The sequence below is a fragment of the Tessaracoccus lapidicaptus genome, from assembly GCF_001693815.1.
Classification (GTDB): Bacteria; Actinomycetota; Actinomycetes; order Propionibacteriales; family Propionibacteriaceae; genus Arachnia; species Arachnia lapidicapta.
This window is the reverse complement of the sequence record NZ_MBQD01000002.1, coordinates 1-23175: the sequence shown is the minus strand read 5'-3', so window position 1 is coordinate 23175 and position 23175 is coordinate 1. Positions and strand designations below refer to the sequence as shown.

Annotated in this window: 21 protein-coding genes; 11 read left to right on the top strand and 10 right to left on the bottom strand. The window is 67.6% G+C overall.

Annotation, left to right across the window (positions count from 1 at the left end; genetic code table 11):
• The first annotated feature begins 164 nt into the window (after nucleotides 1-164).
• The 4 genes from BCR15_RS00750 to BCR15_RS00735 all read left to right on the top strand — a co-directional run bounded on the left by BCR15_RS00750 (nucleotide 165) and on the right by BCR15_RS00735 (nucleotide 10379).
• Nucleotides 165-6605, top strand: coding sequence for a CLIPPER-2 domain-containing protein (locus BCR15_RS00750; protein WP_068749531.1), 6441 nt, complete (start codon nucleotides 165-167; stop codon nucleotides 6603-6605).
• Nucleotides 6606-6713: 108 nt separating this feature from the next.
• The gene (locus BCR15_RS00745; RefSeq protein WP_068749530.1) at nucleotides 6714-8462 is read left to right on the top strand and encodes a SpaH/EbpB family LPXTG-anchored major pilin; all 1749 of its coding nucleotides are present in this window, start codon (nucleotides 6714-6716) and stop codon (nucleotides 8460-8462) included.
• A gap of 139 nt (nucleotides 8463-8601) precedes the next feature.
• On the top strand, nucleotides 8602-9453 hold the full coding sequence (locus tag BCR15_RS00740; protein WP_176715158.1) for a class C sortase: 852 nt from the start codon (nucleotides 8602-8604) through the stop codon (nucleotides 9451-9453).
• Entirely contained in the window at nucleotides 9450-10379 is a 930-nt protein-coding gene (locus BCR15_RS00735) for a class C sortase (RefSeq protein ID WP_068749528.1), read from the top strand. Before BCR15_RS00740 ends, BCR15_RS00735 begins: the two co-directional genes overlap by 4 nt.
• Here the strand turns inward: BCR15_RS00735 and BCR15_RS00730 are convergent.
• The 6 genes from BCR15_RS00730 to BCR15_RS00705 all read right to left on the bottom strand — a co-directional run bounded on the left by BCR15_RS00730 (nucleotide 10334) and on the right by BCR15_RS00705 (nucleotide 14507).
• Entirely contained in the window at nucleotides 10334-11560 is a 1227-nt protein-coding gene (locus tag BCR15_RS00730; protein WP_068749527.1) for a DEAD/DEAH box helicase, read from the bottom strand. The two genes, BCR15_RS00735 and BCR15_RS00730, sit on opposite strands and share 46 nt — an antisense overlap.
• A gap of 147 nt (nucleotides 11561-11707) precedes the next feature.
• Entirely contained in the window at nucleotides 11708-12202 is a 495-nt protein-coding gene (locus BCR15_RS00725) for a hypothetical protein (RefSeq protein WP_068749526.1), read from the bottom strand.
• 12 nt (nucleotides 12203-12214) lie between these two features.
• Nucleotides 12215-12406, bottom strand: a complete 192-nt coding sequence (locus BCR15_RS00720; protein WP_068749525.1) for a hypothetical protein — start codon at nucleotides 12404-12406, stop codon at nucleotides 12215-12217.
• Nucleotides 12396-13019 (bottom strand): hypothetical protein, encoded by a 624-nt coding sequence (locus BCR15_RS00715; RefSeq protein ID WP_141679964.1) that lies wholly within the window; start codon nucleotides 13017-13019, stop codon nucleotides 12396-12398. Before BCR15_RS00715 ends, BCR15_RS00720 begins: the two co-directional genes overlap by 11 nt.
• A 321-nt stretch (nucleotides 13020-13340) precedes the next feature.
• Entirely contained in the window at nucleotides 13341-13985 is a 645-nt protein-coding gene (locus tag BCR15_RS00710; protein ID WP_228383355.1) for a DUF305 domain-containing protein, read from the bottom strand.
• Nucleotides 13986-14072: 87 nt separating this feature from the next.
• Entirely contained in the window at nucleotides 14073-14507 is a 435-nt protein-coding gene (locus BCR15_RS00705; protein ID WP_408647383.1) for a response regulator transcription factor, read from the bottom strand.
• A gap of 149 nt (nucleotides 14508-14656) precedes the next feature.
• Here BCR15_RS00705 and BCR15_RS00700 point away from each other — a divergent pair, with 149 nt between their 5' ends.
• The 3 genes from BCR15_RS00700 to BCR15_RS00690 are packed head-to-tail and all read left to right on the top strand — an operon-like array spanning nucleotide 14657 to nucleotide 16532.
• Nucleotides 14657-14959: a thioredoxin domain-containing protein gene (locus tag BCR15_RS00700; RefSeq protein ID WP_197971727.1), complete on the top strand. Its 303-nt coding sequence runs from the start codon at nucleotides 14657-14659 to the stop codon at nucleotides 14957-14959.
• Entirely contained in the window at nucleotides 14959-15915 is a 957-nt protein-coding gene (locus tag BCR15_RS00695; protein ID WP_068749521.1) for a cytochrome c biogenesis CcdA family protein, read from the top strand. Before BCR15_RS00700 ends, BCR15_RS00695 begins: the two co-directional genes overlap by 1 nt.
• Entirely contained in the window at nucleotides 15912-16532 is a 621-nt protein-coding gene (locus BCR15_RS00690; protein ID WP_068749520.1) for a peroxiredoxin family protein, read from the top strand. The genes BCR15_RS00695 and BCR15_RS00690 overlap by 4 nt, the downstream gene beginning before the upstream one ends.
• A gap of 146 nt (nucleotides 16533-16678) precedes the next feature.
• On the opposite strand, the gene BCR15_RS00685 is transcribed toward BCR15_RS00690, so the two are convergent.
• From BCR15_RS00685 to BCR15_RS00675, 3 genes are all read right to left on the bottom strand, one after another.
• Nucleotides 16679-16891, bottom strand: a complete 213-nt coding sequence (locus BCR15_RS00685) for a hypothetical protein (protein WP_078919924.1) — start codon at nucleotides 16889-16891, stop codon at nucleotides 16679-16681.
• A 138-nt stretch (nucleotides 16892-17029) separates the two neighbouring features.
• Entirely contained in the window at nucleotides 17030-18481 is a 1452-nt protein-coding gene (locus BCR15_RS00680) for a multicopper oxidase family protein (RefSeq protein ID WP_068749518.1), read from the bottom strand.
• A 2-nt stretch (nucleotides 18482-18483) separates the two neighbouring features.
• Entirely contained in the window at nucleotides 18484-18780 is a 297-nt protein-coding gene (locus BCR15_RS00675; protein ID WP_078919925.1) for an SHOCT domain-containing protein, read from the bottom strand.
• Between the two features lie 139 nt (nucleotides 18781-18919).
• Between BCR15_RS00675 and BCR15_RS00670 the strand changes: the two genes are divergently transcribed.
• The 4 genes from BCR15_RS00670 to BCR15_RS14510 all read left to right on the top strand — a co-directional run bounded on the left by BCR15_RS00670 (nucleotide 18920) and on the right by BCR15_RS14510 (nucleotide 23106).
• Nucleotides 18920-20557 carry a hypothetical protein gene (locus tag BCR15_RS00670; protein WP_141679963.1) on the top strand — a complete coding sequence of 546 codons (1638 nt, stop codon included), beginning with the start codon at nucleotides 18920-18922 and terminating at the stop codon, nucleotides 20555-20557.
• Nucleotides 20554-21654, top strand: a complete 1101-nt coding sequence (locus BCR15_RS00665; protein WP_068749516.1) for a hypothetical protein — start codon at nucleotides 20554-20556, stop codon at nucleotides 21652-21654. The genes BCR15_RS00670 and BCR15_RS00665 overlap by 4 nt, the downstream gene beginning before the upstream one ends.
• Nucleotides 21651-22520, top strand: a complete 870-nt coding sequence (locus tag BCR15_RS00660; RefSeq protein ID WP_068749515.1) for an alpha/beta fold hydrolase — start codon at nucleotides 21651-21653, stop codon at nucleotides 22518-22520. The genes BCR15_RS00665 and BCR15_RS00660 overlap by 4 nt, the downstream gene beginning before the upstream one ends.
• Nucleotides 22521-22710: 190 nt before the next feature.
• Nucleotides 22711-23106 carry a hypothetical protein gene (locus BCR15_RS14510; RefSeq protein WP_078919926.1) on the top strand — a complete coding sequence of 132 codons (396 nt, stop codon included), beginning with the start codon at nucleotides 22711-22713 and terminating at the stop codon, nucleotides 23104-23106.
• On the opposite strand, the gene BCR15_RS14180 is transcribed toward BCR15_RS14510, so the two are convergent.
• The coding region (locus BCR15_RS14180; protein ID WP_141679962.1) for an integrase core domain-containing protein at nucleotides 23044-23175 on the bottom strand (132 nt) is incomplete at its 5' end. The genes BCR15_RS14510 and BCR15_RS14180 overlap by 63 nt on opposite strands.

Below are 23175 nucleotides of genomic sequence, written 5' to 3'. Positions count from 1 at the left end.
TGTCCGTCAATTTCCTTCGCCCGAAAGTTATCTATCGACGGTCAACTGCTTTAGTCGGTGCGTCACAGAATTTACCGGGGGTGAGGACGTTGCAGGTGCAGCACGCTGCCTCGGTGGGGCCAGTCCCCCACGTCAGCAGCCAGCGCTCCGCCCCAAGGCGACAGGTGGCATGGCTCCTCGCCCTGCTGATGATGCTGCCCTTGTCGCTGGCGACGTTGAGCGACGAGACGGCGGTGGCGGCGGATCCGCGCCCCACCAAGACGTTCGCGGCCGGCTCCTACATCATCGACAGCTCCTGGATGGGCACATCTACCACGGGCGTTCAGCCCAAGCCGGAGGGCCTCCAGCCCTACGGGCTCCTTTACCAGCTGCTCACGTCGGCACGGGTCCCGGTGTACTGGATCATCGCAGACGGAAAGACCGGTCAGGTCCAGACCGCCCCGAGCCGCACCAACCTTCCGCCCGACATCACCACCACCGTTCGCAGCCCCTACAACACCACGGCGGCACCCGTCACCAAGTCGTACTATTCCGGAGCGTTCGTCATCCCGGCCGAGTTCATGACCGACTCGGTGCTGACCTCACTCATCTCCGCCGCGGCGCTCACGGCCGTGCGGGTGGACAAGTCCACCGCCGCATTCACGGCCCCGTACTTCGAGAAACTCACCTACTGGCCACGTGCCACGCTTGACGCGCAGAACGGGTCCATCGCAGCCGGCTTCTACACCAACGCCAAGATCCCCGCGAACACCCAACTGTCGTACAACTACAAGCTCCCCAGCCAGCTCGGCCCCTGCGATGACCTGTACGTCATGCCCCACGCCGACCCCACCTGGGCCACCCACCAGCGGCTGCTGAGCTGGAACCGTGACGAGAAGGGCTACATCTGGGCGGGGTGCCACGCCGTGAGTGTTCTGGAGAACATCGCGGACCCCACCGTGCCGAACAGGCCGGCCCTGAACTTCCTCTCCACTGAGGGGACGCTCGATTATGGCGCCCACAACGACGCCAGTCCGCCGTACTACTACGGGTCACTCACCGGCACGTCGGGCCTCAGCTACACCACTCCGGGCACCACCATCGCGGACCGGAGCGACCCCGTTGTCCAGTTCATCGGCGCCACCGAACTGGCACAGCAGAACGGCTCCGAGTCGATCTACATGCCAAACCCCGAGTCGAAATACCCTGCGCTCACCGGGGTTAGTCGCTGGCGTGACGGCGTCCGCTACATCGCCTGGGATCCGACGCAGGCAGACGTGCCGCTTAACTCCCCAGGCGTCGCGGTGGCGGCCATCTACGGGCGGGCGTTCGACGACCCCAACCGCGGCATGGTCATGTACGAGGCCAGCCACAGCATCAACAAGGGCACCGTCGGCGACACTCCCGCCCAGCGGGCGTTCTTCAACTTCGTCCTCCTGAGCGGTGCCGACAACGCACCCCACGTCGTCATGGACACCTCCCAGGTCAACGATTCCACGCCCTCCGGCGCTACGGTTCCGGTCTCGGCCACCATCGAGCTCGGCTCGGGTTCGCCGAACTACCAGTACACCTGGCAGGACACCTGCGGCGGCACTTTCGCCACCAAGACAGGCTCCAGCCCGGGCGGCACCATCAGCACCACGTGGACGGCCCCGTCGGTGTCGTCGGCCACCCCGTGCCAGGTGCGGCTGGTTGTCGTCGACGCCTGCCTGCGCACGGTCTTCGACGCCGACACCACCACGGTGATGCCGATCGCGGACGTCTCTATCACCAAGACGGCCGACAAGACTGCCACCGCGATCGGCGGCCAGGTCACCTACACGCTCTCGGTCACCAACACCGGCCCGGCCCCCGCCACCGGCGTAGTGGTTACCGACACGCTGCCGGCGGGGCTGACCTATGCGTCCGCGACCCCCACGCCGACCACCGTGTCGGGCCAGGTGCTCACGTGGGAGCTGGGATCGGTCGCCGTCGGGCAGGTGCGCACCATCCAGGTCACCGCGACAGCCGCCGCGGCCGCAGCCGGCACCACCGTGGTCAACAACGTGGAGGTCACCGCCACCACCCCGGATCCCGACCTGACGAACAACAGCGCCCATGCCTCCACCCGCGTGGTCAATTCGGGCATCCAGATCACCAAGACCGCAACCCCGTTGATCGTGCCCAACGGCGGCGGTTCCGTGACCTACGAGTACACCGTGCGCAACACCGGCGACAATCCGCTGTCAAACGTGGTGGTCACCGACAACCCCACCTGCACCGTCACCGGGCCCACCGGCGACCTGAACGGCGACGGGCTGCTCAACGAGCCCTACCTCGGCGTCGACCGCGAGATCTGGCGCTATAGCTGCACCAAGACCGTCACGTCCACCACCGGCGACGTCGCCGTCGCGTTCGACGGGAGCCCCGGCAAGGCCATCGACGGCGATACCTTCACCAAGCAGAACGTGGTCAAGGTGACCGCGAAGGACGCAGCCGGACTCACTGTCTCGGGAGTGGCGTGGGCCACCGTGACCGTGTCCAACCCCGCGATCAGCGTCACCAAGGCCCTGGAGCCCGCCGGACAGTTGCCCGCCCCGGGCAAGGACGCCACCTTCAGGATCACCGTGACCAACACCGGTAACGTGCCGCTCACCGACGTCAGCACCACCGACGGCTGGCCGGGAACCTGTTCCGTGGCCACCATCCCCACCCTCGCGGCGGGTGAGAGCTACGACGTGCTCTGCTCGGCGACGACCCCCACCTCGCCCACGCTGACGACGGTGGCCTCGGACTCGTTCGATGCCATCTCGTGGACCGGCGGCACCGGGTGGTTGGCCGGCTGGACCGCCGGGACGAACATCACTGTCGTCAGCGGCTCTGCACTTCCCGGCGGGACCGCGAACGGCAATGTCGTCCAGCACGCCGGCAACCAGACCTCCCTCACTCGCCGCGTTGACCTCAGCGGCGCGGCCAGCGCGTCCCTCAACTTCCGCTACTTCCGGTCGGCAGGCTTCAACGACACCCCCGCGAATCTGTACGTTGAGGCGTCCAAAGACGGAGGCACCACCTGGTCGACGCCGGTGCTGGCGACGATCACCGGAACCGGATCGAACACCGTGGATACGGCCTGGACGCAGGTCTCGGTCAATATCAGCAGCTACGCGTCCGCGAACACCGCGATCCGCTTCCGGGCCGCAGCGGACTTCAAGGACGACCAGCTCTACCTCGACAACGTGGAGATCATCAAGGGCACGGTCGTCAATACCGTGACCGCCACCGGTACCGATCCGTTCGGCACAACCAAGACCGCGACGGACACCGAGCCGGTCATGCCCGGCACCCCGGGCCTCTCCATCTCGAAGACCGCCTCCAAGGCCGGCCCGCTGCGCGAGGGCGACACCATGTACTACGAGGTGAAGGTCACCAACACGGGCACCACCAACCAGACAGGCGTGACCATCACCGACGCTCTGCCTGCCGGCCTGAGCCTCGACGGGTCCGTCACTGTCGACAAGCCGGAGTTCACCCTCACCGCGACCGACGGCTTCGGCACGAGCGGGGCCACCACTCGGTCCTACTCGACCGGCTCGGGCTGGGCCTCAGAGTGGACCGAGATCGGCGAGACCACGAATCCTGCCGACAACAACATCAGGATCGACACCACCACGGCCAATGGAAACCCGGCGCCGTCCCTGTGGTTCAACCCCGGTGACGGCAGGGGCGTGCAGCGGACGGTGAACCTGGCTGCGGCGAGCACCGCGACCATCTCGTTCGACTGCAGGCGCGAGAATTTCGACGGTGGCGACACCCTGACCGTGTACGTCGGCACCCAGATCGTGAAGACCTTCCCCAACGGAACCGACGAGGGATGCCCGGTTTCGACGACGGCGTGGGGTAACACGCTCCTCCCCGTCGATTCGACTCAGCTCATCGACGGCCAGATCGTCAAGATCGTGGTAAACGGCAACAAGGACTTCTGGATCGACAACGTCACCATCACCGGAACCACCCCCGCCACCGGCGTGACCGCCGGCGATCCTCCGACCCTGACCTCGGTCGGTGGCCCTTACAACCTGAACCCGACCGACGTCCTGACCTTCACCATCCCGGTGACCGTGACGGGCGCGCCCGCGGACGGGTACCAGTTCTCCAACCTGGCGTCCGTGACCAGCACCCAGCAGACCGCCCCGGTCAGCGCCGCGGTGTCCACCCCGTACCTCGACCCGTCCGTCGAGATCACCAAGACCGCGATCGAGACGTGGGCGAACGCAGCGAACAACGTGGTGAAATACCAGTTCGAGGTGCGCAACACCGGCAACTCGGATCTGACCTTCGTCAGCATCAGCGACCCGCTCTGCGACGCCGGCACTCTCTCGGCTCGCACCGGTGACCTGAACTCCGACGACGTCCTGCAGGTCGGCGAGATCTGGCGGTACTCCTGCACCAACACGGTCTCCTCGCCGTACGGTGAGACGAATCCCGATCCCTATCCCGACGCCCCGGACGACGTCCCGAACACGGTGACCGCCACCTTCACCGACACCGCGGGCGGCACCGTCACCGACGATGCCACCGCCAACGTCAAGGTGCTCCACCCGTCGATCGAGATCACGGCTGACCCGACCAACAGCACCATCCTGTCCGGCGGCACGGTCAGCTACACCTACACCCTCGACAACACCGGCGACGTGGCCATCACCAACCCCGCCGTGAAGGCGTCGAACTGCACGTCGCTCACCTACACCGGCGGAGACACCAACAACGACGGCATCCTCGACATCGCCGAGACGTGGACCTACACCTGCACGACCGCGCCGCTCACCGACGACGTCACCGGAGCCACCGTGACGGCGACCGGCAACGCCCTGATCTTCGGCACCCCCGTGGAGGACAACGCGCCCGTCGCCGTGAACGTGGACGTCATCAACCCGGCCATCGTGGTGGACAAGAAGGTCTACGACTCCAGCACCACGACCGCGGCCCAGGCCGTGGACGCCCCGGCGGAGACCCCGCTGACGGTCGGCAAGACGAACGACATCATGTACCTCTACACGGTCACCAACCCCGGCGACGTCCCGCTCGCGGTCACCCTGACCGACGACGGCACCACCACCCCGCCGGTTCCCGTGGACGCCGACAACGACGGCTTCAACAACGGCGACCTGGACAAGGACGGGCTGCTCGACCCGGGTGAGGTGTGGCTCTACACCTACGACGCCGGCCTGCTCGACGGCGGCTACTCCGGCACGGTCACCACCGCCGTCCAGGCCGTGGGCGCCTACTCCATCACGGTGGGCGACACCACCCTTGCGGGCACGGTCAGCGACAGCGACTCCACCAACGTCCGCGTCCTCACCCCGGAGCTCATCCTGCTCAAGCAGGTGGACAGCGACTACGTGGGCCTCGGATCCGACGTCACCTACCACTACACGGTCCGCAACACCGGCCAGACCTGGTTCGCGCCGTCGAGCCTCGGCACCCCCGTCGACGACAAGTGCGCGCCCATGGTGCCCGTGCCGTTCGCGGCCCCCGCCGACGCCGATGGTGACGGTCGGCTCGACCCCGGTGAGGAGCTGTACTTCACCTGCACCACGCCGATGAACGCCCTGGAGGATGGCACCACTTCCTACGCCCTCCTCAACACGTTCACCCTCGGCCAGTCCACGGACTACCTGGGCAACAAATACACCCCGGGCCCGGCCGTCGCGCAGGTCTTCGTCCTCAACCCCACCTTCACGGTCGTCAAGACTGCCGACACCGCCATCGCGGAGCCGGGCGACGACATCCTGGGTGAGCCGGGACAGCCCGTCAGCTACGCCATCGACATCTCGCACTCCATCACCGCGCCCTTCGGTGACTTCCGCGACAGCATCAACGCCGTCCTACTCACCGTCCAGGACCCGGTCTGCACCGCGGGCACGCTCGCCTATGCCAGCGGCGACGCCGACGCCGACGGCTACCTCAACCCCGGCGAGACGCACCGCTACACCTGCACGCTCGACGAGCTCGGCGAGGAGGGCCCCACCGTCAACACCGTCACCGTCACCGGCCTGGTGGTGGAGCGGGCGCTCGACGAGAACGGCCAGCCCATCCAGCCCAACGACGGCCTGGGCCCCCGCGAGGACACCGCGCAGGCCACCGTCACCCCGCTGGGCAAGGTGGTCACCGTCTACAAGATGGGCACCAACTGCGACGTCGGCCTGCCCACCTGCGAGATGACCATCGCCGGCACCGAGTTCACGATCTACGCCGCCGACCCCACCGGCCCCGACCCCGGCACCGGCGACGTCCTCACACCCGTGGCCGGCAGCACCAGCACCTTCACCACCACCAACCTCATCGTCAATCGCGATTACTGGCTGGTGGAGTCGAAGGCGCCGGCCGGGTTCCAGCTGCTCGCGCAGCCCATCAAGTTCCACCTCACCACCGCACAGATCACCCTGGATCCGGCCTCGGCCAGCCCGCTCATCACGGCGGACGGGTTCCGGATCTCGGTGACCGACGTGCCGGCGGCCGACCTGCCTCTGGTCGGCGGCGACGGCAGCCTGCCCCACCTCCTGGTCGGGCTGCTGCTCATCGGATCCGCGTTCGCCGCCTACGTCCGCAGCGTCCGCCGGAGCCGCGGCAGGAGGTGGAGCCTCTGAGATCGCTCATCGCGGGGTGCGGGCCACCGACGTCCCACACCCCACCAGCGCCCGAACCCTGTCCCTCCTCGTCCCTTTCCTCAATCTTCTTCTAGAGAAAGCACAACCATGAAGCGCACACCACTTCGCATCGCCGGGGCCGCGTTGGCGGCCATCGCGATCGCGACGCTCGGCCTGGCCCCGGCCCTCGCCGATGCGGGCGACCCGTACAGTGTCAATGGCGTCAACCAGGAGAACACCTCCAACAAGGCCCTGATCAACCCGGACGCCAACGTCCAGCTCCAGATCCACAAGTACCTCGGCGCCAACCTGGTCGACACCAACGGCATGCCGATCTACGGCGACGGCTCCGAGACCACCGTCACCGGCCTGCCCGCGCTGCAGGGCGTGGTGTTCGACGTCTACCAGGTGTACACCGACTCGGCCAAGACCCTCCCGGTCGACCTGACCTCGAACGCCGGCTGGGAGGCCGCGTCCGCGATCAACGGCTACACCCTCACCCAGGCCAACATCAACGCCGGCTCCTTCATGATCGGCTCGACGACCTACTACCTCGGCACGGCGGTCCCGGTCACCACCGATGCCACCGGCACCGCGACCTTCACCAAGGTCGACGGCGTGGGCCTGTACCTGGTCAACGAGGACATCATGGCGTCGACCAACGTCATCAACGTCACCTCGGGCGCTCAGGTTGCTACCTCGTCGATCACCCCGACGGCGCCGTTCTTCGTCACTCTGCCGCTGACGAACCCCGACGCGACCAGCCGCTGGATGTACGACGTCGACGTCTACCCGAAGAACCAGGCCGACTACATCAGCCTCGCGGTCGTCGACAAGGGCACCACGACCGCCGACGACGGCGGCATCTACCGCGACGTCGACTACGTGCTGACCTCCTCCATCCCGGACGGCACCGTGTCGCTGGGCCAGTACGTCATCACGCAGGACCTCGACCCGACGGTCGACTTCGCCGGTGACGTCGACATCATGGTGGGCACGACCCCGCTCACGCAGGGCACCGACTACATCGTGTACTGGGCTCCGGACCTGAACACCCCGGCCACCGCCGTGATGCCGGGCGCCACGCTTCCCCCGGGCGGCGTCGTGACCGTCGTCTTCACCGACGCCGGCCTGATGATCCTCGAGGACAACCGGGACATGGAGGTCTACACGACCATCAACACGATGATGGACATGGAGTACAACCCCAACGGCATCGTGCCCGCGCAGGCGTCCCTCGTCCCGAGCGAGGCCTGGTTCGACCAGAACTACCCCGGCGCCACGTTCGACCCGGAGACCCCGAACACCACCCCGCCGATGCTGCCGCTCGTGGGCATCGACTCCAACATGGTGTACAGCAAGTACGGCGACCTCGTCATCACCAAGACCGACGCGGTCGGCGGCGCGCTCATCTCCGGCGCCGAGTTCACGGTCTACAAGGACGCCAACAACAACGAGTCGTGTGACGACAGCGACGCGGTCGCGGCGAACGCCGTCAAGGCCGCCGTGGCCACCGGCACGGACGGCATCGCGACCATCGACGGCCTGCAGACCTCCGACTTCTACGACGGAGCGACGCAGACGGATCTGCTCACCTACTGCCTCGTCGAGACCAAGGCCCCGGCCGGCTACAACCTGCTCGCCGATCCGATCATGTTCCAGATCTCGCAGACCTCGAACGACACGCTTGCCGTGACCAACCTGCCGATCAAGAACGAGAAGTCCAACCTCGGCAACAACCTGCCCCTCACCGGTGGGGAGGGCGTCGCAGCCCTCAGCCTCGGCGGCCTGCTGCTCATCGGCGGCGGCACCGCTTACTACGTGGCGTCCTCGCGGCGTCGCAAGGTGAACGGCTGAAAGGTCAGCCATCCATCTGATGCAGGACACTGAGCTGGTGGCGGGGGAGCCCCCCCGCCACCAGCCCGGCATGCCAGCGGCCACGACCCGCCCCCCTGGTCGTGGCCGCTGGTTTCATCGTGCCGTCAGCCTCGCGCTGGTGGCCGCGGGCGCTTTCCTGCTCAGCGCCCCCGTCGCGGAGAGCATCCGCACCGACATCATGGTGATGCAACAGGTCACCACCTACACCACCCAGGTGGAGGCGCAACCCGCCGCGGAGCGCGCCGCGGACCTCGCCGCGGCGGATGCCTACAACGCCGCCCTGCCTCCCGCGCTCCTGCTCGACCCGTGGGGGGATCGGGCCCCCGATCCCGACGCCGCCCACGCCGAGTACCTCCAGCAGCTCGCCGGCGCCCCGGCGATGGGCCGGATCCGGATCCCCGCCATCGACGTGGACCTCCCCATCCTGCACGACGCCACCCGCGCGCAACTCGACGCCGGCGTCGGCCACATGTTCGGCACCTCGCTCCCCGTGGGCGGGGCCGGCACCCACGCGGTCCTAGCCGGGCACACCGGGCTTCGTTCCGCCCCCATGTTCGACGAGCTCGACGAACTCACCGGGGCCGACCTCATCCACATCGACGTGGCGGGCGAGACCCTGACCTACCGCGTGGACTCGCTCGATCTCGTCGCGCCCGACGACATCGGCGCCGTCGCCCCCGTGCCCGGAGCCGATCTCATCACTCTGGTCACCTGCCGCGGTTACCCCGGCTGGACCCATCGCCTTCTCGTTCGGGCCGTCCGCGTCGTCGAGGCGCCACCCGCCGACGCCCTCGTCACCTCGTCGACGGCGAGCACCGTCCACACCACGCTCCTCATCCTGGCCCACCTCACGGAGACGCCCGACCGTCAGCTCCGCCTGGCGTTGAGCGTGGGTGCCGTCGCCCTGGCGGTGGCGATGATCCTGAGCTGGATCGTGACCGACCTTCGACACCACAGGAGGCGACCGTGACCACCCAGGTACCGCCGCAGGAGGCGCCCCGGCGCGCCGCGTCCACGCGTCGCGGGGCGAGTGGCATTCTCATCCCCCTGCTCATCGTGCTGGCCGGGGTGCTGGTCCTGACGTATCCCATCCTGGCCACGCAGTACAACAACTACAAGCAGCGCGAGTTCGCGCTCGAGTACAACAACGAGGTGCAGAAGGCCGACCCGGTCGACCTCAGCGCTGACCTCGCGGCTGCGGAGGAGTACAACAGCCGCATCGAGGGGGTGCCCATCCTCGACCCATGGCTGACGCACGTCTCCGCGGATCCACGCTCCACCGCCTATCGGGAGTACCTGGGGCTGCTGTCGGACTTCTCCGTGATGGCTCGGGTGCGGGTGCCGTCGGTCAACATCGACCTGCCGGTTGAGCACGGCACCACCGACGCCGTCATCGGCCGGGCCGCCGGCCACCTCTACGGCACGTCGCTGCCGGTGGGAGGGGAGAGCACGCACTCGGTCCTCACCACCCACACCGGCATGGCGACGGCCACCCTGTTCGACCACCTCATCGACGTCGAGGAGGGCGACCTGGTGTTCGTCGACGTCTACGGCCAGACCCTGGCCTACGAGGTGGACCAGATCAAAGTGGTGCTGCCCAACGAGGTTGAGGACCTGACCGTCGTCCAGGGCGAGGACCTGCTGACGCTTTTCACCTGCACCCCCTACGCCGTCAACACCCACAGGCTTCTGGTGCGGGGTCACAGGGTGGACTACATTCCGCCGCGGGCCGATGACTCACCGCTAGGCGACCTGGCGGACACATTCGTCCTGGAGCCATGGATGCGCGACCTGCTCATCGGTGTGGGCATCGGCGTCCTCGCCGTCGTGGCGATCATCGGCCGCGAGATCTACGTGGCCCGGCGCAAGGATCCGGCCGGCCGCTCACGCCGATAGCGAGCCGCGCACCCGGGCCCTAGCCGCCGGGGTTCTCCGGCTTGCCCTTGGCCTTGTCGCGAGCCTCCTCGGCTTCGGTCGGCTTCTTCTCCTCCGACTTCCCACGGGCGGGCTCGTCCTTGATCGCGGCGGCGGGAGGTCCCGGATCGCGGGTGACGGCGGGCTGGGGGGCGGAATCCGACGGCGGCCTCGGTGCGCTCGCCGACGACGAGGGTGCGGCCGAAAGAGACAGGGCTTGAGAGGAACCGCTTCTTGAGCAGCATGCCGGACAGGTCGCCGCCGTGATCGCGGCCATTGAGCTTCTTGCTCATCCTCAGCAGGTCGTCGAACTCAGCGAAGCGGTCCTGCTCGTCGTCGCTGGGGGAGAACTGGATCGGCTTGATGATTCGGGTCTGGAAGTTTTTCGAAGCGATCTCCGACCTCAACCGGCGGACGGTGACCTCGCGCAGAGCGGTCTCGTCGAGGTCGGCACCGCGGCTAAAACGCCGGTTGTCGATCATCTCGAGCAGGGCGGTGAACGACTCGCTGTGACCATTGTGCGGGGTGGCGCTGAGGAACAACCGGTGCTCGCACCGCTCCGCAAGTTCGCGGGTGTGGATGGTGCGCAGGCTGTCGACCGCGTAGCCGCGCGCCGGGCCGGTGCGTGAGGGGCGGGCGGGCGCCACGTGGTGTGCCTCATCAACGACCAAAACATCGAACGCGTACCGCCGGGCCGTCCGGTCGTCGTCGACATCGGCGTAGATGTCACGCAGCAGACGCTGGGCGCGCGGCGACCGAAGCCAAGCCATCGACACGATCACCCGCGGGAACAACCGGAACGGGTTCGCGTTCAGGCCATGGCTACGCCGCAGGTCGGACATGCGCTCGGAGTTCACGATCACGAAGTCCAGGCCGAACTTGTCGCGCATTTCGTCCGCCCACTTGACCGCCAGACTCGGCGGGCAGAGCACGACCACACTGCGCGCACGATGCCGCAACAGCAACTCCTGGATGACAAGCCCGGCCTCGATCGTCTTGCCCAGGCCGACGTCGTCGGCCAACAGCAGGTTCGTGCGCGGGGCTGCCAGAGCGCGGCGGAGCGGCTCCAGTTGGTACGCCTCGACGTTCGCGCCCGACCGGAAGTGAGCCTGATAGGACTTGTCATCGGCCGACGTGACGGCGCCCCAACGCACGGCGCCCACGATGGCGCCGAGCCGATCGGGGTCGCTCGCCCGTCCGCAACGTCGCCGTTCTCGGCGAAGGAAGCCCGTAGCAACGGCGCACTTCGCTCGGTACCCCACGGTGGTGTGAGTGCCCTGGAGTGGTGGGGTTTCGTGACGCGTGTCCTACTAGCCGGACGCCAGGAATGCAGGAGTTTGCCAGTCGGGGCGGATGGCTTTGGCCGCGCGCATCGCGCGGCGTACCTCGGCCGGACCGGCGAGGCTCCATGCCTCAATGCTGTTCAGATCTTGGAGCAGCCGGTTGACGTGTTTGGTCTGCGACTTGGAGAAGGTAGGCACTCCGAGAGCGTCGGCGCAGGCGAGCAGGACCAGCCCGTCCTGTGCGTGGCGGATCGGATTGGGCGACGAGGTGGCGCAGGCCGCCCCTTTGAGCGCCAGTGCACCGGCCAGGGTGGGGATGCGGATGGCTGAACAGGAAGGCAGGATGAAGCTCGCGGTGTTTCTCAACGCCGAGTCCGAGGCGGGCACCTGCAGCACGATCCTCCTCCGGAACCGCACGGCCCTCCTGCGGTCCTGGACCATCAGGTCGATCCGGTCGGTTTCGCGGTCGAAACGGTAGCTGAGGGCGTCGGGATTGACGGGGTCGTGTGGTTCGAACCCCAATTGTTGGATCGCTCACGCCGCTTCCTGGTAGCTGCCGGCGGCCATGACCTCCACGACGATGTCGGCGTCCAGTGTGGGGCGGTTGTTCCCAACACCGGCCAGGTTCGCGTACGCGTGGACCATCAGCCCGCCGACCAGCATCCAGTGAGCTGGCGGCAGGACGCTGGCGACTTCGTCGAGCAGGTCGAACGGGTCAGAGGTCACGTGCGCGCTCCATGAGTGCCTGTGCGGCAGCGGTCGATTCGCGGCTGTCGCCGAGCAGATAGGTATCGAGCAGGACGCGGGCGACTCGCCGGTCGGGTCGCCGCTCGACGACGCCGAGGTCTCCTTCTCCGTCAGGGGCGACGAGGGCTCGGGTTTCGAACTCGTTGAGGTCGTCGACCTCCACGAAGGACATCTCCCGAGGGCCGACCGTGTCGAACCGGATGATGTCGCTGACCGCTGATGGGCCGATCGGAACCAGTCCTGTCACTGTCTCGAGGCCGCGGTATCTGGCCCAAGTGCCGCCCAGACCGCCGGCGAGATACGCGAGGTGGTGGGGTGTGGCGGTGCGCAAGACGCGCCGGAGTCGGCTCAGTTCGGAGCCGGTGAAGTGCATCGTGGTCCCGGTGCTGAGCAGGTCGAGTGCCGCCTGGGAGGCGCGCTGACTCCAGCGCCGGCCCCGGGAGCGTGATCGTTTCCAGGCGATGACGGCGATGTCGTCGAGGACCGGCTCGCGGCCGAAGGCGTGCTGGGCTTGAAGCGTGCCATCGCGCAGCGCGGCGCGGACCTGATGGGTGGTCACCCCCGCCTCGTGGGCAGCGTCTGAGACCGTCACTCGCATACACATATCATCCGATGCGGGATGATATGTGTCAACGCCCAGAGGTGCCGGGGTCCCAAAGAGGAGTCTGCGGAGTGTGGCTGGCTTACGTCGACCCAGGCCTACGTTCGTAGCACGCTCATAGCACGGCAGCGCCGGGTGCTGGCTAGACTCCCAGTCAAACGCGTTTCGACAGGGGTTCGAGTCCCCTATGCTCCACGCCGAACTCCCTGGTCAAGCTCCTTTGACTAGGAATCATGCATGTTTCACCTCGGTCGAAAGTGACCACAAAGGGACAGAACAGAGCTTTCAGATCGCGCGTTCACCTGCGTCGGGTCAGGGGCTGGTGAGCAGCTCCTGCATCTCGGTGATCTCGGCCTGCTGGTCGTCGATGATCTTCTGCGCCAACAGGAGAGCAGCCGGGTTCTGGCCGTCGGCCAGCTGCTGCTCGGCCATCTTGATGGCGCCTTCGTGGTGAGCGATCATGGCCTCGAGGAAGGCCTGATCGAACTCGGCGCCCGTGAGGCCGTCGAGTTGAGTCATCATCTCTTCCTGGCTCATGCCGTTCATGTCCATGCCGCCCATGTCCATGCCGCCGTGGTCGTCGGGGGAGACGTCTTCCCCCCAGGCGCCCAGCCACTCGGTCATCTGGTCGATCTCCGGGCCTTGGGCCTCGGCGATCCGTTCAGCCAGCGCGACGACCTCGGGGTTGTCGGCTCGCTCGATGGCCAGCTGTGACATCTCGACGGCGCCCTCGTGATGAATGATCATCATCTGCGCAAACGTGGTGTCCTGATCGTCGTGCTCGCCGGCGACGTCATTTGAAGCGCTCGCCGACACTGACTCGGTGGCCGTCGCGGCACCGGTTGTGGGTGAGGTGGTCGCGGCTGGGGGAGTGGCGCTCTGGTCTGCGCACGCCGCCAGGGTGGCCGTGAGGGCCAGCCCGGCCAGGGTGGCGGTGATCTGCTTCATGCGTGACATGTGGTGCTCCGTTCCTGGCCGACGATGGTCGCCGGGCCCTGATCTCGAGGCTATGAACCGTGGGCCCGGGAGCCAACCCGTGGAAGGTCAAGATTTGATCAAGACGCGGCCTTCCGCTTCCACCCGCAGACGCCCGAACTCGCGCGGGGCGGCCGGCTGTGTGCGGTGTGCCTGGCGGCGCGGGCGTCTCAGCACGGTGTTGACGCGCGCGACGAGCTCGCGGGGGCTGAACGGCTTGGTCAGGTAGTCGTCGGCGCCCACCGACAGGCCGATCAGCCTATCGACCTCGTCGGCGCGGGCCGTCAGCATCAGGATGTAGCAGTCGGAGAACAGCCGAATCTGGCGGCACGCCTCGACGCCGTCGAGGCCGGGCAGACCCAGATCAAGAATGATGACATCAGGATCCAGGTCCTGGGCGGAGCGGACCCCGTCCGGGCCGGTGTACGCCACAGCGGTGTCGAAGCCGGCCTTGCTGAGGTAGGAGGCGACGATCGCTGCGAGCGGGCGCTCGTCGTCGATCACCAACACGCTCGTGCAGGGCTCAGCCATGCGGCCATTATTGGCAGACCTCACCCGCTAACTCACCCCCTCGCTGCGCCGGCGGGGCGATCTTGGCCGAACCTTGACCCGGGCTGAACCGTTCCCTGATCTGGGCGCTTGAGACTGGGATCGTGAACGAAATTCCGGCACCCGCCCTGCCGTCAGCACCGACCGGCGTGGTCGATGTCACCCTGGTGACCACCCCCGCATGCCATTTCTGCGACGACGCCCACGAGCGTCTCGACGCCCTCGACCGTGCCGGTCTGCTTCGCCTCAGGACGGTCCCGGCGGAGTCCTCCGAGGGCCGAGCGTTGATTGCCGAGCATCGCCCAGGCATGTTCCCGCTCACCCTGGTGGCAGGGCGCCACTTCCACGACGGGCGGATCCCGCGCGGCAAACTGGCGCGGCTCGTCGACCACCTGAGCGCCCGCTGATGGGCGCCGATCTCCTCAGCGCCGGCGGGGTCCTGGCAGCGTTCCTCGCCGGCAGCGTCGCGCTGTTCGCCCCCTGCTGCATCGTCTTCCTCGCCCCCAGCTACCTCGCCGCGGCGGCCAAAAACCGCCGCTGGCGCCTCATCCCGCTGACCTTCGTGTTCGCCGCCGGCCTGGCGGCGGTGCTGGTCCCGATCACCATGGGCGTCAGCCTGATCGCAGGCGCCATCGCCAAGTACCACGTGGTCCTGTATTGGGCCGGTGGCCTGCTGATGATCGGCCTCGGCCTCTTGGCTCTGTCCGGGGCGATGTGGTCGATGCCGTCGTTCCTGCGGGCCCCGAACACTTCACGCGGCGACACCGCCACCTTCTTCAGCCTGGGTGTGTTCTCCGGCATCGCCTCCAGTTGCTGCGCACCGGTCCTCGCAGGCGTGATGACCCTCTCCGCGCTGTCCGCCTCACCTGTCGGCGGGCTCCTGCTCGGCCTGGCCTACGTGTTCGGGATGGTGATCCCCCTGTTCGTGATGGCGCTGCTGTGGGACAAGCGCCCCGAGCGGATGCGCAGCCTGCGCGCCAGGCCCATCCGCATCAACCTCGGCCGCTTCGCGCTGGCCACCAACACGGTCAACCTGCTGGTCGCCATCGGGTTCGTGATCATGGGCATCCTCGTGATCGGTCAAGCTGGCGCCACCGAGATGACCGGCGCCGACGCCCCGCTCGTGGGAATGGGCGCCTGGCTCACCGACGTCTTCGCCTGGCTGATCGCGATCACTGCACCCATCCCCGAGGCCGTCCTCGGGCTGGCACTGCTCGCACTGGTGGCCGTGTTCGTCGTCGCCACCCTCCGTGACCGCCGACGCGCCGAACCCGAGGTCTCCGCCCACGCCTGCTGCGACAGCCCCGACACAGCGCCGGCGGACACCGGCGCAGCGACCGTCCCCTCTCAGGAGCCTCGATGACCCCCACCGCCCCGGCACCCTCCCGACGCGAGCAACTCAAGGCCCGTCAGCAGGCCGAGACGCAGCGCGACAAGAAGCGCCGCACCTGGGCCCGGATCATCGGCGGAGCGGTGACGCTCATCGTGCTGGCAGTCGTCGGTTACGGTCTGTGGACCGCCGTCCCCGAACAAGGCGACACCCAGCGACTCGCCCCCGACTTCACGCTCACCACCACAGCCGGCACCGCCGTCACCCTCAGCGACCTGCGCCCGAGCCCAGTGCTCATCTACTTCAACGAAGGCGCCGGCTGCGCGTCGTGCACCATGCAGATGGCCGAGATCGAGAAGAACCCCGGGTTCGCCCAAGCCGGCATCACGGTGCTGCCCATCGTCATGAACACCGCCGAGCAGATCCTGCCCGACATGCAGCAGTTCGGCATCGCCACCCCGTACCTCCTCGACGACGGGACGGTGTCCAAGGCCTACGACGTCCTCGACAAGGGCATGCACCCCGGAATGCCGGGCCACGGCTTCGTCCTCATCGACGGCGACGGAGTCCAACGCTGGTACGGCAACTACCCATCGATGTGGCTCGACCCCGAGGAACTCCTCAACGAGGTCACCACGCGACTGCGGTGAAGTTACTGCATGTGGCGCGGTGCGTCGCGGGTCATGGTGGCTCCCTTCCCTTCACCCCGGTGTGGCGTTGAGCAGCCTGAGTCAATGAATGATCCCCGCCCGACCTGGGGTCTGGCGGGGATCGCGTGACGAGCTGACCTTTCTGGTCAGGACGAGTGGTGGTTCTCCATGCAGGAGAGTCCCTGGTGCATGCCGGGGTTGTGGGCGCCGTCGAGGCCCATGTCCGACTGGGCCATCATGCGAACGTGGTCGGCGTACTCGCGGCCGGTGGGTTCGACTGCTCCCGCAGTTGTGGCGGTCATCGCGACGACTGCCGCGGCCGCGGCGGCCAGGGCAGCGATCTTGCGCTTGCTGATCATGGTGGTCTCCTTCATTCGGGTGCCGGCCTTCCGGCCGATAGGACCACTGTCCCTTGGCAACGTATGGATCTGATCAACTCTCCCCTCGGCTTCGATCAAGAAGTGGAGGACCGTGACCGCACCCGTTCCACCGGCGGCTCACCCGACATCGATGACGCCCATCATCCCGAGGTCCTCGTGGTCGAGGATGTGGCAGTGGTAGACGGTGCGGCCCGTGTGGCCCTCGAACGGGATCCGCACCACCACCTGGCCACCGGCGGGGACGTCCACGACGTCCCGCCACCGCGGCTCCTTCACCGCACGGCCGCGTTCCTCGAGGACCTGCATCGGCCAGACGTGCAGGTGGAAGGGGTGGTCCATCGTGGAGGTGTTCCGGATGGTCCACTCCTCGATGGTCCCGGCCGCCACCTGCTGGTCGGTGCGCTCATGGTCGAACTCGCCGCCGTCGATGGTGAAGGACATCATCCGTCCCCGCATTCCCATCCCCATGCCCATCTCCATGGTGAGTTCCCGACGGCGGTCCACCTCGCCCGTTCGCAGGTCCCGGGACGGCGGGAGCTGCGGCAGCTGACCCCCCTCGGCGACGGCGTCGCCGCTGGCAGCCAGCGTGGCGAGTGTCGCCGGTCCGGAGGTGGCGGACATCATGCCTCCCATGCCGCCGCGGTCGTACCCGCGGGTGCGGACCGTCGTGGTGCCCTCAGCGAGGGTGACCAGCAGGTCAGCCCGATTGCCCGGGGTGAGGACCACCTCGTCCACTTCCTCGGGGATCGGGGAGCGGTCCAGGTCCATCCCGAGGAGCTGGAACCGCTGTCCGTCCACCACCAAGCGCAGATAGCGAGAGGTGCAGGCGTTGACCACCCGCCACCGTTCCCGTTCCCCCGGGCGGCCCTCCAACACGGGGGCGACCTGGCCGTTGACCAGCAGCAGGTCACCCTCTCGTCCCATCATCCGCTCCTGCGGGGAGGCCGGACGGACATTGCCGGCACCGTCGAAGGACACATCCGAGACCACGAGCACGCGTTCGCGTGCGACCGGGAGCGGCTCGTCCTCGTCCACCACGATCGCGCCGTACAGGCCACCGAACACCTGGTCGGCCACCGTGCCGTGCAGGTGGGGGTGGTACCAGTACGTGCCTGCCGGGTGGTCTGGTGGGAGCTGGTAGGAGTAGTCGAAGCTCTGCCCGGGTTCGATGACCACGAACGGGTTGTCGCCGTTGCCCTCTGGGGAGACGTGCAGCCCGTGGACGTGCAGGTTGGTGGGCTCATCCAGGCCGTTGCGCAACCGGATCTGCAGCAGGTCCCCGGGGCGAAGACGCAGAGTCGGTCCGGGGACGTGGTCGGCGTAGCCCAGCATCGTCACCCGTTCGCCGCCCACCGTCACCGTGCGCGGGGCGGCGTCCAACTCCACGCGCAGCACGCCGCCGCTGCTGACCAGCTCCGACGGGAGGGTGAGGGCAGTGCCCCCGCCCGACGGTGTCCGCGTCGAACCAGGGCTGCTGGCCTGCCGGGCCAGGCCCCACCCGCCCACGACTACGCCGGCAGTGCCGAGCGCTCCCAACTGCAGGGCCCGGCGCCGGGGAATCGGCCGCACCCTCAGGACTCCCCGAGGTTCCGCAACCTCTCCTGGTACTCCTCGGTGTCGATCTCGCCGCGCGCGTAGCGCTCCTGCAGGATCTGACGGGCCCGCACCGGCCCCGACTCAGGGCCGGAGGAGCCCGAGGGCGGCGGTGGGTTCCGGTCCTGGCGAACTCCTCCGCTCAAGGCTCGGACCAGCAACACGATCAACAGCACCAGTCCCGCCAGCAGGAGCACGCCGAACAGCAGCCCCCAGCCGCCGCCCATGCCCCAGCCGCCCATTCCGTGCCAACCACCCATGTCGTCCCAATCCATCAGGCTCACCTGCCTCCGCTCGGATGTCCTCCACGGTACTCCGATCGGTCGCGTACCCCATGGGGTATCTGTCGGAGATGTGTCTGGCTGTTACCGATCTGGGGCAGTGGCATGCGCCTGGGGATACGAAGGCTCGGTGGTGGCCAGCCGCTCCCCCCAAGTGCGGCTGGCCACCACCTGTCGCCGCATTGCAGGACTCATCTTCAGCGGTGCGCTCGTCCGTGGCGTTGCATCACGCAACGCGGGTGGGATGCGTCCCGATCGCGGCGCAAACCGGGGGTGCCGGGACACGCCGTGGTCCCTACATGCCACGCTTGTGCTGCGAGAAGCAGAGAGCGCAGGAGCGACACGGATGAAGACCTCCGACGAGACAGCCGTCGACGACGCCGCCGACACCTCGGCCGCGGATCGCAGCTCGCTTGCCTGCCTGTTCGCCGACTTCGTCTCCGCACCCCGATCCACCTGGTTCGCGCGCGTCGTCGATGCTCGCTCCTCCCACCAGGACCGGAACCGGCCTTACGTCACACGCCTGGTCCTCCTGGTCACGTTGATCATCGCTTCGGCGGCGGTCGGGTTTCCGTGGTTCGGGTGGCTGTTCTTCATCCCCGGTGCTCTCCAAGTAGCCCTCGAGATCTACCTCGAGCCGATCATGCGCCATCGGTACGAGGCTGTTGCCCAACGCTCCTCGACCGGTCGGGACGGACGGAGGCAGTGGTACTGGCGGGCGGTGCGGGTGTGGTACCGGAACTACGAGAAGTTCCTTCCCAACGTCACATCGGCGCTGGGCGTTGTCGCGTGCTCGCTCCAGCTGACGCTTGTGCTGGTCTTCCTCGAGCCGCCCACCACGGACCGTGGCTGGGTAAAAGTCCTGGCGCTCGCGACCGCCATGATGTACCTCGTGTCAGGTGGTCTGGGACCACTCATGGGTCCGGCCACGTATTCCCCCAGCAACGGGCTTGCAACGCCCGTCCTGCGATCCATCCGACTGTTGTGGATCCCGATACCCCTGTTGCTCGCGGTCATCATCGCCGCCCGTCCCGGAGCATGGGGTGAGGCCCTCCCCTACGCCCTGATGACCCTGGGTCTCGGATACTACGTCGGCCTGAGGCAGCGGGAGTTCGACCGAGCCGTCACAGCGGCCGCCATTGTTCGCGATCAGATCAACGAGGAGAACGTCAAGACCGCAGCCCTGGAATACCACGCCCTCACCCAGCCGGTGAAGGGATCGCTCCAGGAAGCCGCTCGACGGGTAGCGAACCCCATGACCCGCATGGAGCTCGAGCACTACATCGCCAACGTCGACTTCATCCACGAACAAGCACAACGAGGCCGCCTGGACCCCCGTCGCGGGCTCCTCCCCCCGATTGAGGAACTCCTCCGCCGCGAAGCCCAGAACGGGGCCGTTCAGCTGGACACGAACATCCGCCTGGACCCGGGGCTGGACCCCAAGCATCACCAGATGGTGGCGGCGTACCTTCGGACCTTCGTCTCGAACAGCGTCCAGGCTTACGCATCGCTCATGCCAGATCAGTTCGGGCACGTGCTGGCGACAGCCCGCCAAGAAGGCCAGAACCTGGTCGTCGAGGTCCGCGACACCCTCCCATTGATCCCCGACGGGGTCCTCGCCAACTCACACACCCTTGGCGGCATCAGCCGCCACCTGTCCGCAGTGGGGGGCTCATTGCGGCAAGACTCGATGCCCAACGGCAAGGTCCTGCGTGCGACATGGCCCATCACGGTCCCACTTCGGCACCCGGAACCGAGGTCCCGGCAATGAGAAGGCCGGACCTGCAGTTCCTCGTCTTCGATGACCACGGTGCCCGGTATCGGCGGATCGAGGACGCCGCCACTCTCCTTCGACGCACGCCACCGCCGATTCCCATCGTGATCGACTGGCAGCCGACCGTTGAGGTGCTCCTGACCCTCACCCCCGAGGCGCTCGCCGAGTACGACGCCATCTTCGTCGACTTCAACCTCCAGTCCAGCCAAGGCCTGCCCAGAGACGAGCGATTGCGACTCGATGTCGCGGGTAGCGATGACTCGATGCCGTCGAGCCGCGTCAGCCTGGACCTCAGACAGGCAACAGGGATGGGCGTGCTGCTCCGAGTCCGGGAACTGATGAGCACCCCGGAGTACTGGGATGCCTGGGCTGTGCGCGCATCGACGGGATCTCGTACGGAACGAGCCTGGCGCGACCCCCGCGGCTCGGCTCTCTACAGCTTCGTCGAGTACGCCGACATGACCTCCCGACTTTTCGCCGCCGCGGCCTGGGCGTGGTTCGGCGCCCGCTTCTTCGACGGCAACAGCACCGTGGAGAACATGGCACAGCGTCTCCGCTCGTCCAGGCGAGCCGACGCCGTCGGCACCATGCAACAACGGATGGTGGAGCTCGCAGCCGGCCCCCTCATGACGATGCTGACCTTGAACCCCCTGGGCGACAGCCAGCTCATCACCCCGGCCGAGAACCCGTCGGGCTTCGACTGGTACCGCATCTACCGGCGAGCGCGCGAGGGACGACACCAGTTCGCCTTCGGACGCCCCATCAAGGAGGCCTTCCACGAGATCGTCGGATACACCCCCGAACTGCCCGTGCGCCGCAGCCATCAGTTCGACGTGATCGCTGAACACCTCCACGACGCAGCCCAGGCGTTCATCGACGTGTGGGACACCCCACCCGACGGCTCTGACCCCTTCAGCGACGCCGCAGATACGGAAACCAGACCCAGTACGCGGACCGGGTACAAGTTCTCCTGGACACAACGTGACCCACTCACCGAATTCCTGACCCACACCTCCCGCTTCTGGGACGCCCCCGATGTCCGCCTCGCCTTCACCCATCACATGGCGACCAGACCGCGAACGGCCGGGCGGTGAACCACGCGGGAGCACCCCGAGAAGGCGTCAGCGAGGGACTCAAGTGGGGTGCCGTCGGAGACGGCGACGCCGAGCGCCTGTGCGTCGCATTCATGGGGTACGGCGGATGGCTGGAGCCCTTCGAGTACGGACTGTTCACACGCCTGGCCCAGCAGCTCGCCGCGCGCATCGTCATCGTCGAGAGCCCCGGGCTGGGTGCGGCCGGAACCCGCCTGAGCCCGGGGGAGCGTGCGGCTCTCCTCGGCGGATCCTTCGCCCCCGTCGGGAGGCGAATGCTCCGATCCGCTCTCGCGGGCCTCAGGGCAGTCGGCACAGACCCAGACCAGGGGATCCACATCCTCGGCTATTCGATGGGGGCCTCGGTCGCCGCCGCCGCGACATCGGTAGCGACCAACGATCTGACGATCCGCACCCTCACGCTCGTTGAGCCGATCGCCATCAAGGCCTGGGTCCCGTGGCGGCTCTTGAAAGCCTCCAGCGACGAACTCCGAGAGCGGGACGAGTCGACCCGCCTCAGCCACCGCCTGCCCGATGCAGTGGGACGCTGGGATCCAGAACCGCCAGGACTGCGCCCGGCCCGCTCGCACCTCGACCAGGCACTCCTGCCGGCCGCGCTCTGCTGGCCCACCATCCCCGCCTACCTGACATCGATCGGACGAACCCGCCCGGACCTTCGCGTCCTGATCATCAACGGGGACACCAGCCGCATGTCGCCACGAGCCTCCGTTCACCGCATGCTCCGATCGGCCCAGGCCACGGGAATGAGCATCAGCGCCGGAACAATCCGAGGCGGGCATCTCTTCTGGCATGACGTGGCGCTGTTGCACGAGGCAGGCGAGCAGGTCCTGGCTCTCTGGGACCCCTAGCCACCCCGGCCGAGTGTGACCCAAGCCCCGATCCTGTGCAAAAGTCCAGCCCAGCTCGCGTGTGACAACTAGCATCGCAGTACGCCGTGCCCCGTCGGGCCGCGTGACGACCTCACCACCAGGAGGATCGATGACAGTTGGCGATCACCGAAACGCCTCGCGCCGGGGCAGTTCATTCAGCGGCTGGGTCATGATCCTGATCGGACTCCTGGCAGGCATCGTGCTGGCCGCGGCCGCGGGCGTGTTCCTCCTCAGCATCAGATGGGCGACGCCGATGGAGGCGCTGTCGGTCATCAGCGCCAGCCCGAGCGTGTCGCCGTCGCCGACGGCGGACGACTCGACAGCCGAGACCGGTGATGTCTCCGCGGCATGCGTCAGGGCGGCGGAGTACAACCTCGTGGTCGACGAGGCGCTCGAAGAGCTCGCGACGGGGGCGGAGTCCCAGGACGCCCGCGCCCTCCAGGAGACCCTCGACCGGCTCCAGGAGGCCCGCGAGACGGCTGACGGGGCGTCCGAGGAGTGCCTAGCTGTACTGACCTGGGACGTTGGTCAAGCGGGTGATGGGTGGCTTGTTCTCGCAGGCTGAGTGGGGCCTGTGGTGATTGTAGGCATGCAGCCATCCAGGGAGGGCTTCACGGCGTTCGGCTTCTGAGAA

Bases quoted from the DNA above. Each gene is read 5' to 3' on its own strand.
- BCR15_RS00695 (WP_068749521.1), top strand. From the start codon at position 14,959: ATGGGCGCCGATCTCCTCAGCGCCGGCGGGGTCCTGGCAGCGTTCCTC.
- BCR15_RS00685 (WP_078919924.1), bottom strand. From the start codon at position 16,891: ATGATCAGCAAGCGCAAGATCGCTGCCCTGGCCGCCGCGGCCGCGGCA.
- BCR15_RS00690 (WP_068749520.1), top strand. From the start codon at position 15,912: ATGACCCCCACCGCCCCGGCACCCTCCCGACGCGAGCAACTCAAGGCC.
- BCR15_RS14510 (WP_078919926.1), top strand. From the start codon at position 22,711: ATGATCCTGATCGGACTCCTGGCAGGCATCGTGCTGGCCGCGGCCGCG.
- BCR15_RS00665 (WP_068749516.1), top strand. From the start codon at position 20,554: ATGAGAAGGCCGGACCTGCAGTTCCTCGTCTTCGATGACCACGGTGCC.
- BCR15_RS00745 (WP_068749530.1), top strand. From the start codon at position 6,714: ATGAAGCGCACACCACTTCGCATCGCCGGGGCCGCGTTGGCGGCCATC.
- BCR15_RS00710 (WP_228383355.1), bottom strand. From the start codon at position 13,985: ATGTCACGCATGAAGCAGATCACCGCCACCCTGGCCGGGCTGGCCCTC.
- BCR15_RS00675 (WP_078919925.1), bottom strand. From the start codon at position 18,780: ATGGATTGGGACGACATGGGTGGTTGGCACGGAATGGGCGGCTGGGGC.